General features: G+C 42.6%; 11 protein-coding genes and 1 tRNA gene. 7 read left to right on the top strand and 5 right to left on the bottom strand.

The genetic code is table 11. The features are described from left to right. Positions 1-27 precede the first annotated feature (27 nt). On the bottom strand, positions 28-1,458 hold the full coding sequence (locus RMY00_RS03365; protein WP_322646196.1) for an MFS transporter: 1,431 nt from the start codon (positions 1,456-1,458) through the stop codon (positions 28-30). A 904-nt stretch (positions 1,459-2,362) separates the two neighbouring features. On the opposite strand from RMY00_RS03365, the gene RMY00_RS03360 reads away from it, so the two are divergent. The 4 genes from RMY00_RS03360 to petJ all read left to right on the top strand — a co-directional run bounded on the left by RMY00_RS03360 (position 2,363) and on the right by petJ (position 4,620). Beyond that, positions 2,363-2,581, top strand: coding sequence for a hypothetical protein (locus RMY00_RS03360; RefSeq protein ID WP_322646195.1), 219 nt, complete (start codon positions 2,363-2,365; stop codon positions 2,579-2,581). Positions 2,582-2,713: 132 nt separating this feature from the next. Continuing rightward, positions 2,714-3,205 (top strand): photosystem II cytochrome c-550, encoded by a 492-nt coding sequence (gene psbV, locus RMY00_RS03355; RefSeq protein WP_322646194.1) that lies wholly within the window; start codon positions 2,714-2,716, stop codon positions 3,203-3,205. 395 nt (positions 3,206-3,600) lie between these two features. Continuing rightward, positions 3,601-4,020, top strand: a complete 420-nt coding sequence (gene petE / locus RMY00_RS03350) for a plastocyanin (RefSeq protein WP_322646193.1) — start codon at positions 3,601-3,603, stop codon at positions 4,018-4,020. 255 nt (positions 4,021-4,275) lie between these two features. Continuing rightward, positions 4,276-4,620 carry a cytochrome c6 PetJ gene (petJ, locus tag RMY00_RS03345; RefSeq protein ID WP_322646192.1) on the top strand — a complete coding sequence of 115 codons (345 nt, stop codon included), beginning with the start codon at positions 4,276-4,278 and terminating at the stop codon, positions 4,618-4,620. A 139-nt stretch (positions 4,621-4,759) separates the two neighbouring features. Here petJ and RMY00_RS03340 read toward each other — a convergent pair whose 3' ends face one another. After that, a complete protein-coding gene (locus RMY00_RS03340) occupies positions 4,760-6,424 on the bottom strand; it encodes a hypothetical protein (protein WP_322646191.1) in 1,665 nt (554 codons plus the stop codon). 619 nt (positions 6,425-7,043) lie between these two features. Between RMY00_RS03340 and RMY00_RS03335 the strand changes: the two genes are divergently transcribed. Next, positions 7,044-7,739, top strand: a complete 696-nt coding sequence (locus tag RMY00_RS03335) for a lipase (protein ID WP_322646190.1) — start codon at positions 7,044-7,046, stop codon at positions 7,737-7,739. Between the two features lie 262 nt (positions 7,740-8,001). Continuing rightward, a complete protein-coding gene (locus tag RMY00_RS03330; protein WP_322646189.1) occupies positions 8,002-8,661 on the top strand; it encodes a cytochrome b N-terminal domain-containing protein in 660 nt (219 codons plus the stop codon). 199 nt (positions 8,662-8,860) lie between these two features. On the opposite strand, the gene RMY00_RS03325 is transcribed toward RMY00_RS03330, so the two are convergent. After that, positions 8,861-10,780, bottom strand: a complete 1,920-nt coding sequence (locus tag RMY00_RS03325) for a cation:proton antiporter (protein WP_322646188.1) — start codon at positions 10,778-10,780, stop codon at positions 8,861-8,863. A 322-nt stretch (positions 10,781-11,102) separates the two neighbouring features. Between RMY00_RS03325 and RMY00_RS03320 the strand changes: the two genes are divergently transcribed. After that, positions 11,103-11,175: transfer RNA gene (locus tag RMY00_RS03320), tRNA-Glu, on the top strand. Between the two features lie 89 nt (positions 11,176-11,264). On the opposite strand, the gene RMY00_RS03315 is transcribed toward RMY00_RS03320, so the two are convergent. Both RMY00_RS03315 and RMY00_RS03310 read right to left on the bottom strand, forming a co-directional pair. Next, positions 11,265-11,870: an SRPBCC family protein gene (locus RMY00_RS03315; protein ID WP_322646187.1), complete on the bottom strand. Its 606-nt coding sequence runs from the start codon at positions 11,868-11,870 to the stop codon at positions 11,265-11,267. 8 nt (positions 11,871-11,878) lie between these two features. After that, a complete protein-coding gene (locus RMY00_RS03310) occupies positions 11,879-13,900 on the bottom strand; it encodes a GAF domain-containing protein (RefSeq protein WP_322646412.1) in 2,022 nt (673 codons plus the stop codon). Positions 13,901-14,065 lie beyond the last annotated feature (165 nt).

Here is a 14,065-nt window from a genome sequence, read left to right as displayed (position 1 = left end):
AAATGCTACCTTATCCCCCTATCCTCCTCATGCTCTCTCCGGCTCTTTGACAAAAAGCAATGGAACAAGGGCTGCTAGTCGAAATAGACTAGAGAGGGCGAACAACCCCAGTAAGCCTCCAAACTGAGCAAATTGGATGATGAAGCTGCCTATAGTTGTGCCTAAAGCACCACTCCCTCCAGCAACGGCAGCTGCGATCGCAAAATAGATAGACTGATTTTTAACTGGTGCGATCGCTAACTGTATATTGTTGTTACACAAGTCAATCGCCGCCCAAGTACCTCCAGCCAAGATGTGTAACAGGGGTAACCACAACCAAATGTCAAGGCGATCAGCACCAATCCCCAGCCAAAGCAGTGGTGTGGCTGCAACTAAAATCCCAATACAGATCAGGATGGGACGATTGCCTATCTTGTCTGCTAATTTGCCCCACACGATGAGCATCACCAGAGTCGCCGCCGCTTGAAGGCTATTGTAGATAGTCACATAGCTCACGTCTAAATCGAGCGTGTCGAGCATATAGAGGTTGAAAAAAGGACTGCTGATATTAACAGCAAGCGCCCAGAAGCTGAAATACAGCAGAAATTTCAAAAAGTTAGAGTTTTTCCAGATGCTAGAAGCTGGCGCAACAGGGGGGGCCAAATCCTCATCTGAATTATCCCCCTTGCTCTCTACTCCCTGCTCCTTTGCCTCTTGTTCAATCTCATTTGTTTGAGGTAACTTGCCATAATAAGTGTTTTGCGATCGCGGATTCATATCCACCTGGAAATATTGACAGCCCAATCCCATAATCCCAAACACTATACCTATCAGCAGAACCACCCCATAGCCTTGAATACTTCCACCATACCAATGTGATACAACTAGACCGGCTATTGGTACGCAAACCAAATTGGTGAGACTAGCAGCACTATTGCGTATCCCAAAATACCTGCCTCGTAATTGCCGGGGAACTATCATTGCTACCCAACTTAGCCATGATGCCGCTCCTAGTCCTCCCAAAAGATTGCTGAATAGAACAATCAAGAGTGTCAATATCACTAACTGGTGAGTATTAATCACCCCCAAGTTGAGGCCGATAATACTGATTACTAGAACCAGCCATAGCAGCCGACCAATTCCGTGTGTCCGAAGAGAATATTGAAAGCGGCTAGTACTACGTTCAGACAAGTAAGCACCCAACGGCTGAATAAGATTGACCAACATGGGGATAGAGCAAAGCATCCCAAATACCACTGGACTAGCACCCAATTCCACCAAAAAATTGCTGAGTAAAATTCCGCCAGTTCCAAGGGAGTAAATCGCTGCTAAGACAGAATCTGTAGTGGAGGCTTTTAAACTAGTGCGAATCGCATCCTTGGGAATTCGAGAGGTTGGAGAAAGTGCTGTAGGCGGTAAGGCAATCTGGGGAATTTCTAGAGTCCGTGATGCAGTTGTTTCAACCTGAACAAAATCCATAATGTATGTTTATGAGTAAAACATCCTGACATAAATCCAGTTGTTGAGATCAGTATGCTTCCATCAGCATTTTTGATAAGTTTTTGTTATTTTAGCTTGCAATTTTCAACCAAAATTTCAAATAAGTAAAATATCACTCCTTAATAACACAAGGTACAAGTAATAAGAGAGACTGTTATTTGTCTGTGGTCAAGAAAAGATTACTTAATTTTTTGGGATTGGCGATCGCGATCGTCATTAGACCTCTTGCAAAAGTCCCTAACACCCCACCCCCAACCCCTCCCCGCTCTTCGGGCTACGGTGTACACACAAGTCTAATAACCCCCCTTAATCCCCCCTTATTAAGGGGGGAAAGAAGAAATCTAGTTCCCTCACGCCACATGCTTCAAGTCGGGCATTGCCCGCCCAACGCAGTGGCTCCCCTTTATAAAGGGAGGGTTAGGGTGGGGTAAAACCTTGGGTTTTTCAACTATTTCAGACTTGTGTATACACCGTAGGCTCTTCGGGAGGGGAGCGTTTGCCTCAGCAAATGCGGGGTGGGGTTCTTTATTTTTGATTTATGCAAGAGGTCTATTATTGGCGGTAGTTAACTACGCTACACCGTGATAGGTACACATTTTTGTTAGCAGTAGCGACTTTTCAAAGACGAACGGATTTGGGCAAAGGATGATTGCCCATAGCATAGTTCATGCCCCTTTCATCTTCATGATGCAGCAGTTTTTCGTTAATTTTCCTAAATGTAATTAATTAAGAGTTAAAAGTTCTTCCCCTGCTCTCCCTGCTCCCTCTGCTCCCCCCACTCCCCTTCCCGATTCCCAAACAGTATTTTGGGCAACAAATTGCACTCCTAACGTGATATTGGTATTACAGCGACTCAATCTCTATCTATCAGTTAACAAGCATTATGGGTTTTGCAGACCTATCAATCGCAGAGATAGCAGCCGACTACAGCGTTCCTGTAGAAAAAGTGTTTTCTCTGTGCAACCAACTGGGAATTCCTTACAAACACCAAAAGACTCGTTTGGCGTTAGAAGATGCAAAGGCAATTATTTCCCAAATATCGTCTGAAATAGGCCCAAAAGGTACTAGCGACTCGATGGACGATGATCGCGAGGATACCTGAAGGGTTATCTCGGACTTTGGCTAATCACTGATAACTAATGATAAAAAACAAAGAGTCATTAGCAATTAGCAGCTTGGAGATTGAGAATCGCTTTCTTAGCTGTGTTGAGCGTCAAAATCTTTAAGGGGAAACATGTTTAGAAGACTAATTGGCGTTGTTGTGGCTACTGTTTTACTCTCGTTTCAGTTGCTTGTTGGTAGCGCGACAGCAGTGGAACTCGACAAAGCTACCCGGACAGTGCCATTAAATGCTCAGGGTGATACTGTCGTACTTAGCCTTAAACAAGTCAAAGAAGGCAAACGCTTATTTAATTACGCTTGCGCCCAATGTCATGCTGGGGGAGTTACCAAAACAAATCAGAACGTAGGACTCACTCCAGAAGACCTGGCACTGGCAACACCCAACCGTAATAACATTGAAGGCTTGGTGGATTATCTGAAAAATCCCACTACTTACGACGGAGAAGAAGAGATTTCCGAAATCCACCCTAGTATCAAAAGTGCAGATATTTTCACAGCAATGCGAAATCTGACAGATGATGACTTGGAGGCGGTCGCCGGTCATATTCTTTTACAACCCAAAATCGTCGGCACTAAGTGGGGAGGTGGAAAAATCTATTACTAAATCCTGGAATTAGTGCTGAGTCATTGGGGCATAGGGCATAGGGCATAGGGTATGGCATTCCTTATTCCCCATTCCCCATTCCCCAGTTTTCACCAAAGTTTAGCTGCTTTCGTTCTTGCAGCAGCACAAAATATTCTTGTTTGGGTCACAAAAAATTCTTCAAAAGTCAAAATCTTCCTAAAGAAAAATAAAAATCTTTTATTTTACCGTTTGCCTTTATTCACAGGCTTTTTGGGCTATGGCAGTCTAGTATTTATTACTGATTGCCCAACTTTTTGCAATAAATTGCTCCCTATTTTGAAAAAAAAATTGTATCTATGACAGATTGTCATACTTTGGCGTTGATTTTATTTAAAATGAGAAAGGAAAAAAAAATTGTTTCTTAGGAGAGAGCCATGAAATTGATCTCGGCAAGCTGGAGACGTCTTAGTTTAGCTGTGTTGACAATCCTTTTAGTTGTTAGCAGCTTTGCTGTTTTTACTCCCAGTGCTTCGGCTGAAACCTACAAGGTGAAATTGGGTAGCGATAAAGGAATGCTGGCATTTGAACCGAAAAAGCTGACAATTAAACCAGGTGACACAATTGAATGGGTCAACAATAAAGTTCCTCCCCATAATGTTGTGTTTGATGCTGCCAAAAACCCCGCCAAGGATGCCGCTTTAGCAAAATCTCTGTCTCATAAGAATTTGCTGATGAGTGCTGGTCAAAAAGAAACAACCACCTTCCCCGCAGACGCACCTGCTGGTGACTACACCTTCTACTGCGAACCCCACCGTGGTGCTGGCATGGTTGGTACAATCACTGTCCAAGGCTAGAAACATCCTCATTCACACGAGATGATTTTCTGAGCTTTTATTCTCTGAAATTAGCTCATAGCAACACATCACACTCCTAGAGTGACGCATACAATGGATAAATGGTGGTAACGAGTCTTATCCTCCCTTAAGATGCTAAGTAACCTGTGGCAATAGAGGGGTAAACTCGTTACCGCCAATTTTGATCAAACTTGACTTAATCAGGCATTAATCGCGTTTATACTCTTGCTGGAGGCTTGTTGCGAGGAAATTCTGTTGAGAATACTTTTATTAATTCTACTGTTGGCGATCGCTCTATTCAACTTGATATTCATTAGTCCAGCACTAGCTGCCGAAATATCTAACGGTGCTAAAATTTTCGAGGCTAACTGTGCTTCTTGCCATATAGGTGGCGGTAATATCCTTATTAGCCAGAAAACTTTGAAAAAGGAAGCATTGTTAAAGTACTTAGAAAATTATGATAGCGACTCAATCGAGGCGATTATCCACCAAGTGCAAAATGGGAAAAATGCCATGCCTGCCTTCAGAGGCAAGTTGAGTTCTGAGGAGATTCTGGAGGTAGCTGGTTACGTTTTTCAGAATGCAGAACAAGGCTGGTAAAGAATGTTCCCGAATCCGCTTCAGTTTAGTTGCCAATAAAAATCAGCCTATCCCGCACTTTATTACTTGGGATGGGCTGAATAAAAGGTAACAATGCCAATGATTAGAAAGCACCAGCTTTCAAATAGCTATCTGGCGATTATTTTTCTGGATTAGACTTTTCTCTTTTTTCCTTCAACTCACGCAACCGTTCTACTAATTTTCCATCTGATTCGGTAGAGGGTGTCAGCTGACTCTTATTGACTCTTGGCAGCAATAATGATTCGGAAGTAGTAGCCGCCGATGAAGGCGTAAGCTGGTTATTTTTAATTTGCAGTTCAGGGAATGGTTTAGAAGTAATTGCTGGTGAAGTTGTAGGTTGATTGCTATTGTCTCCCGTTGCAGATAATGGTTTAAGAGTGCCTGTTGAAAAGGATGCAGGCTGGTTATTTCTGATTCGTAGTTCAGATAATGGTTTGGGAGCAGATGTTGGTGAGAACTTAGGCTGATTGCCATTAACTTCTGGTGCAGTTAATGGTTTAAGAATACCTGTAGATGAGGAACCAGGTTGATTATTTCTGATTCGCAATTCAGGAAATGGTTTGGGGGTAAGCTGATTGTTATTGATTCCCGGTGCAGATAATTGAGTAGCCCCAGTAGTATTGCTAATATTGTTTTGGAAACTTAGGTTAAATGGATAGGAACTAATCCGTTTATCTCCCTTGGGGGATTGCTTGTTAAAGTATTCTCTTGCTTCTGATTTCAATTCCGGGGAAACTAACTTGTCTTGAAACTTGATATCTAAGACTTTACCATCAGGATCTACCACTAATACACCCAAAACAGCACCTTCAAGATTCGGCTTCTTGGTGGGTAATGTTTGGCGGATGACTGGTTTTTGTTCAGCATTGGGGTATTGTTGCTGGACTTCTTTTCTCAGGTTTGCGTAGGAGTCTAGCTGTGCTATGGCCAGTTGAGTTCCTTTGGCAGATAAATCGGGTGCTTGTGACGCGGTTCCCCTCATTAAAGTTAAGCTATCCCCAGCCCTTGGAGCTTGTTTTAAAGAAGTTATCAACGGGTTTTGAGCAATTCTAGACGCATTATTAACCGATTGCGCCAATTGTGCTGTTGTAATGGGGTTAGTATCAGATAAGTTTGGAGATTGAGCACTCCGCAGAATATCATCAGGTATTTGCTGCGACTGCAATTGTGGCAATCTATTGACACCCAACGGTTTTTGCAGACTATCATCAGCTATTTTCTGCGATTGCAATTCTGGTAATCTATTTACACCCAACGGCACAGGTGCTTCGTATTTGGTATTACTGACATTTACACTAGGAACTGATCGAGAAAATTTAGGGCTGTTATTGAATTTAGAACTATCAAATTTAGAGGCGTCAAATCCCAAATTCCCACTAGGAATCATTCGCAAAGACTGCCTTGTAGGTAAGGAGGAAACTCGATAGTTATTCGATGATGCGGGTAGCGGAGGCAGTACTAGCTGACTGGATGGCGCTGGTGCCACTGGGGGCAATAGAGTTTGGGCGCTAAAGTTGGGGGCAGAAAGTGGCGCTATTGGAGGAAGTTGCTGTAAACCAACTTGGGGTGTGCTTTGTGGCAAACGGCTTTGGTCGGCTTGGCTCAATTCCAAAAGTCCGACGGTTTTTGATGATGCTGTATCTTTGGGTTTGCTAGAATCCATAGGCATCAATGGCACAATCATCGCGATCGCACCGTGGATGCCAAGAGAAGCTATAGCTGCTATCCCAATTGGCTGGCTTAAAAGTTCTGGTATATTTCTAAACAGGGAGACGTAAGACATAGCTGTTATCGTTCACTCTACTCAGTTGCAGTTGACTAGCGTTTTATCTTTTTGATTATCTTGCAAGATATTGCGAGATATGCATCCCACTAAAGAAATAATAACTTCATATCCTGGCAATAAAAACGCCAAAATTGCCATTTATTCAAGTTTTTAATCGATCAATGACGCTGTATCATGTGTTCCAATTTGAGCTTGCTAAAGAAATATTTTAAAAACTACTACTTTTGATTTCTTTTCTTATTGTTATGACGCACACAATTAGAATTAATATCTCGGATATTTATTAAAGTTTAACTGAAAGCAAGTTTGAGCAGATAACAACATCTCTTGAAGTTGCTTTGTTTTTTCTCCTGTTTTCTACTCAACTACACTTCTGTAACAGATGCCACACTTACTTAATCCTATGACTAGCCCCTATGTGAAAATACTACCACATCAGCAGTCCCTAAATCTGTTGCAAATTGTACAATTTTACTGAAATTTTAGCCCTAACCCCACCAAAGCTATTTGGGTTTTTATAAAAAGAGTCAGTTGTGTGATCGCAATTCTAACTTTTGACTACTTCTTCGTCAAAAAAGTTCAAACCCTTATCAATACATTGCATCCAAAATTTAAAATGCCGTTACCAACAGTTATTGTACCTGGATATCTAGAAAGCGCGATCGCTTACCACCAACTAGAACAATCCCTACAACAGTTAGATTTTCCAACTGTTACAGTACCACTGCGACGGCGTGACTGGCTACCCACTATTGGAGGAAGACCTGTAACGCCAATTTTGCAACAACTTGATCTTACAATCAAGCAGACATTAGAGCAACATAATGCTACTCAAATTAACTTAATTGCTCACTCAGCAGGAGGTTGGATATCCCGCATCTACATGGGAGAAAAGCCTTATTTAGGGCGCGGTAATGTCAAACCATCTCTCTGGGAAGGTCATCCACTGATTGCTACTCTCATCACCTTGGGTACACCCCATATTAGTCAAGAACGCTGGACGCGCTCTAATCTAGATTTTGTCACCAATAACTACCCAGGAGCTTTTTACAAAAACGTTAATTACGTTTGTGTGGCTGGCAAAACTATCTTTGGACAAAGGCGACGCGGTAGTTGGTTAGCTTACAATAGTTACCAATTAACTTGTGGTAAGGGCAACACTTGGGGAGATGGAATCACACCCATTGAAGCTGCTCACCTGGAAGGGGCAGAAAATCTGGTGATTGAAGGTGTGAGGCATTCTCCCAGAAGTCCCGGGATTTGGTATGGTTCCGCAGAACCCTTAAAAACTTGGGCGCAATATTTGATTTAACTGATATCTGATGCTAGTCCCAACAATCGCCTAGTAATTCATTGCTAGGCTATGTATAAAAATAACTAGTAAACAATTTCAGTCCACTTGAGTGGACTTGGGCTATTAGCCTCAGACTTGAGTTTGAGGCAAGCTAGTTAGCTCATCAAGAATTGTTTAATATATTTAATTTAAAAATTTGAGTAGTGCAACATTTATTAATATTTATTAGCTAAAATTGTAATAGTAATAAATACTTACTTAAGAACAGGAGGGGTGAACTATGCAAAGCACCCAGTTCGATAGGATTCTGCGACGAGTAGCAACGATAATATCGGTCGTGATTCTGACTTTTTGCTTAATTTATATCTCTACCGGAGTTCTGCTGTCTTTTTACTATGAACCAACAGCAGGCGGAGCTTATAACTCATTGAAGATGATTAATACACAACTGCCATACGGGTGGTTGTTTTGGAGAGCGCATGATATTGCTGGTAACGCGGTAATTGCGATCGCTCTGATTCAAATTGTAGTGATGTTTTTAGGTCGGCAATTTCGCAAGAGTTGGTTGGCTGCTTGGATTAGTGGGATTTTGTTGACCCTAAGTGCGATCGCACTGAATTGGACAGCGATGATTCTAGATTGGACTCAGGAGGGATACTGGCGTTTTAACATTGAACTAGGAACCATCGAAGCCATTCCTTTTATTGGTGGGCAACTCCGCGAAATCCTAACTGGCGGTGGAGCCATTAACACAACTACTATCCAACACCTTTACACAATTCACAGTTATCTGATTTCGGTGGCGACCCTAATTCTTGCCATAGTGCATTTATCTGCTTTACTGTGGCAAGAATGGGAAGTGTATCAAGAAACGCCCAGACCAGAAATTGATAATTCGCAACAATCACCAGGAAGCGAATTTATTCCTTCCCAAAGCTAATAAAGAGGAAAGGGGGCAGGGGGCAGAGGAAGAAGGCTCTAAATTTATTTATGGGCTTGATCTTGGACGCATTATTTCTTGTGCTATCCATCTTGAAATAAATTTATTTGCTTTAAAATCCCTATTGCGTGGAAATTACAGCATTTTCTCCCCTGCTCCCTGCTCCCCTGCCTCCCCTGCCTCCCCTGCCTCCCCTGCCTCATCCCCCAGGAGCCTCACTAGCTGACAATTGAGGTAATTGGGAAAGGGATAGGTCTTCAACCTCTGGTAGCTTTTCTAGAGCGAGGGGAGTGGATTGGGTAGCACCAGATAAGCGTTTTAAAAGGCTAGGTCTGGGGTCATGCAACAGGTAAATAATGCGATCGCCAATTTCCCACTCTTGGTTAGCTGGCATTACCTGTAAGCGTTCTTCTCGTTCTATCAATAGCGGTATTAATACTCCAGTCCGAATTTTTTCTTGGATGCGATCGCATTGAGTAGAAAACTCCAACTCATCTAGCGTAGTTGTCCCTAGCTTGACGCGCCCATCATTCAAATATTCATTCCAAGTTTTAATTGCTAAATCTGGGATAAAAGCTTGATTAACTTTATTACTAACCGAAATATTCGCTTGCGGATCGCGGGGGAAAACAGCTAAGACGCGCGGCGGCTTAAATTCCTCAGCTGCTCGTTGAGCCAAAACAAAATTCACCTCGCCATTACTAGTCATAGCCAAAAAAGTACCGATAGAGGCAAGTCCTGCCTCTTCCAAAACAGCAGCATCTAGCCCACTGCTAGCAATCACCCGCAGATTTTGCGCCTCGGCTTGTACAAGACATTCAGGGTCAGTATCAATCATGACCACGTTTTCCCCCCGTTCTTGAAAGAAGCGGGCAATCAAAAGACTTAACGGATTACAACCTACAATCACCGCCCCAGTTACGTCTTTGGAAGTGATTTGCAGCCATTTAGCAACCCAGCCAGCTGTTAGTCCTTGGCAGACAACAGTCATGATAATTGTCAAGAAAACTAAAGCTTTGATGGAATCACCGCCGTTAATGCCTCGCTGTGTCAGCGAAATTGCAAAAAAAGAAGCAACAGAGGCAGCAACAATTCCTCTAGGAGCAACCCAGCTTAAAAACAGTTTTTGTCTCCAGTTTAAGTCACTGTTCCAGGTACACAAGAGGATATTAATTGGGCGAACGACAAACATTAATACCAAAACAGTGAATAAACTACCCCAACCCAAAGCCAACACACTGGCAATAGATAAATCAGCAGCTAATAAGATGAACAGCACCGAGACGCTGAGAATTGTCAGCTGACCCTTAAAGCTCCTTAACAGGCGTTCTTCTGGGACTGAGGAGTTAGCAAAAACTGCTCCTGCAACTACCGTTGTCATTACTCCCGATTCACTGCGGATTATTTGCGATAAGGTAAATAGGCTCCAAAGTATCGCCAATACCACTAAGTTTTTTAGCTCGAATGACAGAAAACTGGCGCGTTTGAAAATCAAACTCATCAGATAACCGCCAGCACCACCAATTGCTGCACCAACACCCAGACGTATCAACAAACCGACGATCGCATTAATGGGGTCAGCATCGCCGTTTAAAATCGTGTCAAGGACGACGAAGGCGAGGATAGCCCCTACAGGGTCAATTAAAACCCCTTCTCCTTCCAAGAGTGTTGCTACTTGCCGATCTACATTGATTTGTTTGAGCAACGGCCCAACAACAGTTGGGCCTGTTACCACAACAATAGAAGCATAGAGAAAAGCTATCTTCCAGGGGAATTCACCCAGCCAGTGAGCAGCCATACTTCCACCAACCAATGTGATCAGTGTTCCTAGAGTGACGAGCAATTGCAGGCTAACTGAAACTCTACCTAACTCTCGCAGATCCAAGTTAAGTCCGCCTTCAAACAAAATGATTGCCGTTGCTAGGGCAACAATAACTTCTAGTCCAGTGCCTAGTAAATGGGGATGCAACAGCCCGATGCCATCAGAACCAAAGAGAATGCCCAACAACAATAACAAAACGATGCTGGGTATCCGAAAGTATGCAGCCAGCACTTGAGCGCTAATGCCTGCAAGGACGGCGATCGCCATCTGTAAGGTAATTTCAAAAGATGCTTCCATGTTGGAGATTTTGAGCGATTTATTTCAAAATCTTTTATAAAAAACCGTAGATATTAACTTTACACGGTACAACATCATACCCTCTGCCATTGCTGAATTTAGCTTTTCTATTTAAGCGTCTCTTTAAATTCCCAATGCCGGACGCTGATGAACCCTGCGGCTTGCCACAAAAGTATCTACAGAATTCTTTTGGTATCTCCATGTATTTCTATCCTCTTCAAGCTCTTGCCTCCACCCAGTTTAGCCGCCACAAACTTTTTTTGGCAAAAGCTATTGACAAAGGCTAAGAAATTAGTTACCTTATAAAAGGTCTGAGTCCGATGCCCCCATCGTCTAGAGGCCTAGGACACCTCCCTTTCACGGAGGTAACGGGGATTCGAATTCCCCTGGGGGTACTTAAAAACAATCAAAAAGCAAAAATACTTTTTGCGAGAAATGTATAAATTAAATCATCATCCAGAGAAAAGACTGGATGATGATTTAACTATACATAAGGTTCTTTGCTGGCTAACTCTTCTACACGTTGGTGAATAGCGAGAAGATTTAACTGTAAATCTTTGCTCAGTCGGTTTTCAATGATTCCCACTGGCATAGTGAGTTTAGGCCAAACTTGAATTGTGTAGCATAGATTTGTTCCGACATACTCACCGAAAGAATAAGGCTCTAAGCACCAGCTACCAGAAAAGCCTTTAAAATCTCCCTCCACCATGCGGAAGTTAATTTCCTTGGGAAAGTATTCTTCCAAATCCAGAACTACCCGCGCACTAAAATTGAAACTTAGTAAGCGCTGGGAGCCTACTTGCTCTAGTCGAATACCACCATTAGGATGCTCGATTAGACGACTTTTGGCGAGGTTGGGGAGAAAGTCAGGTAAGGCTTCATAATCTGTCAGAACCTTCCAGATTTGTTCTACTGGTTGGGGAATTTGGACTTTGGCGGTGATTTGTCGCTGTCGCTCTGCTATTTTCTCAATTTGAACTTCTACCTTAGCTGCCACGACTGCATCAGCAGTCAAATCCCCTTCGAGGTTGATGTCATCACTAGGAGACTGGAAATCAAGGTTCTCTGTTGTGTTCTGTTGTTTAGTCACTTTCAGGATTATGATTTGCTTTCGTCAGAAAATTGGGGCAGAGTTAGGGTGAAGCAAATTTCGCTCTGTTCAGAATCCGAAATTGGGAGACTTTCAACTGCGATCGCTCCATTCAAATGCTGCACTAAAGACTTGACTAAAGCAAGTCCCAAGCCAGTCCCTGGAGTCCAGCGCCCTTTTCCGCGACGGAACTTGTCAAAGATATAAGTCGCTTCTTCTTGAGAGATGGCATGCCCTGTATTCGTCACCTTCATGATAACTTGATCAATTTGTCGATCAACTTGGTGAGAGGCTTTCAGGTGGACAATGGTATCATGCTCTGAATATTTACAGGCATTTGTTAACAATTCTTGCAGGATGCGGTCAAAACTCTCCAGTTCCGTTTGCAGTTTTAGTGATTCCTCTGGTAAATCTATAGAAATCTTTAATCCTTTCTCTGCGAGTTTTTTCTCGAAAGATGCTGCTATATTCTGAATTCTAGTATTTAAATCTATAGATTCTAATTGCGGGGCTTCGTGAGACGACTCTAGTTTCTGGAGTGTTAACAAGTCATTAATCAAGTTAATTTCTTTTGTACATTCCTGCTCTAAGATATCCATGTATCGAACCTGACGCTCTGGCGCAATTCCTGGCAAACGTAAGTTCCGAATTGACATCAGCATGTTTGTCAAAGGATAGCGTAAGCGATCGCTCATGTTGCTCAAGAATTCATCTTTGAGTTCATTGAGTTTCTGTAGTTGCTCTACATACTGCCGGGTTCTTTCATGCAACTTTGCCTGGAGTTCCAGACTACTCTGTAGTTTCGCTGTCCGCTCATCTACCAAAGTTTGCACTTGGCGCAATGTCTGTGACTGAATTATGGCATTACTTACTTGAGCACAAACCAGTTCCACAAGATTTAATTCTGCTGCTTGCCAACCGCGAGTTACAGCTTGCTGTAGCACCAAGAATCCTAAAATTTTACCTTGGTTCTCTAATGGTACTAATAAGACCGCAGGGAATTGCTCTACTGCAAATAATGCAGCAGATGAGGAAGTATCATTTTGCTCTGTGTAATTATCAAAGATTACTGGTTTAGCAGAATCTATGAAGGCACGCTGGCATAAACCACACTCTGAAAGCAAGAAAGACTCATCTTCTAAGGTATCTGGTTTAGTAGTGCGAGAAATTTGTGTTTCCTTAGCCCATTCACCAACCACTCTAGCCTTCGCTTTCGGAATTTGTTTTTTAGCTTGAGTTCTAAATAGTGGGTCTGTATATTTTAGTAATATAAGCAAACCCCGATCTGCCTGTAGAGATTCGGCAGTAGAGGCGATAACTAACTGGAGCATTTGGTTAAGCTCCAAGTTGCTACGGTTCAGTAATGTTAGTTGCTTGATCAAGCTTTGATACTGATTGCTCTTTTGCAGATACTCTTGTTGATGAGCAATTAGTTGGGCTTGTGCTACGCGAGAAAAAGCGATCGCGCAAGCCGATTCCACCTGTTTTAGCAGTTGTTTTTCTGATTCACTCCAATCATAGGGTTGGAATTTTATCAGATTAATCACGCCATTATTATTGTCACCAAACCGGGTGGGAATTGCCAAAACTGCTTTTATCGGTAGTGGCAAATATTGACACCCAATTACCAGACTGTTCTGAATGATGGAAATATCTTCAATAGTCAATGGTTCAGCAGCACATTGCAGCACTGGCGAGTGCATAAGCAACTGTTCCATCGAAAACATCTGTTCTTGTTGTGGTAACGCTAGATATTCATCAGCACACCAATTACTAGTAATCGCTTCGTCGGATGTCTCACCCGTTATTGAAACTAAGCAGCAGCAATCTACTTGAAAGACAACTCCTAGCAATTTGGCAATATCATGCAGCATCAAGGCCGTAGTGGAGCTATTGGCAATGATTTGGTTAATCTTTTCTACCAACTTGTGGGCAGGTTCTTCCTGATGCTGCATCAGCTTGACTTGGTAAGGTTGTAGTCGATCTATGTCATCTACATAATGTGGCGGCGACGATAAAGGCTTTTTCATTCTTGGCACGCCCTCAGATAATAACTCCATTGTTTTTGCACCCAACTGGTTGGCATATTCTTCACCGTTAGTTGTGTTGCTCCACCTTGATAATTGACAATTCTTGTATGAATACTTTCTCTCACCTGTTATAGCCCTTTTCTATAGAAGATGGCCAAGTTCTCG

This window comes from Nostoc sp. ChiVER01, from assembly GCF_034531155.1.
Lineage (GTDB): Bacteria > Cyanobacteriota > Cyanobacteriia > Cyanobacteriales > Nostocaceae > Nostoc.
The sequence above is the reverse complement of the archived record's forward strand: the minus strand, read 5'-3'. Positions and strand labels throughout refer to the sequence as shown.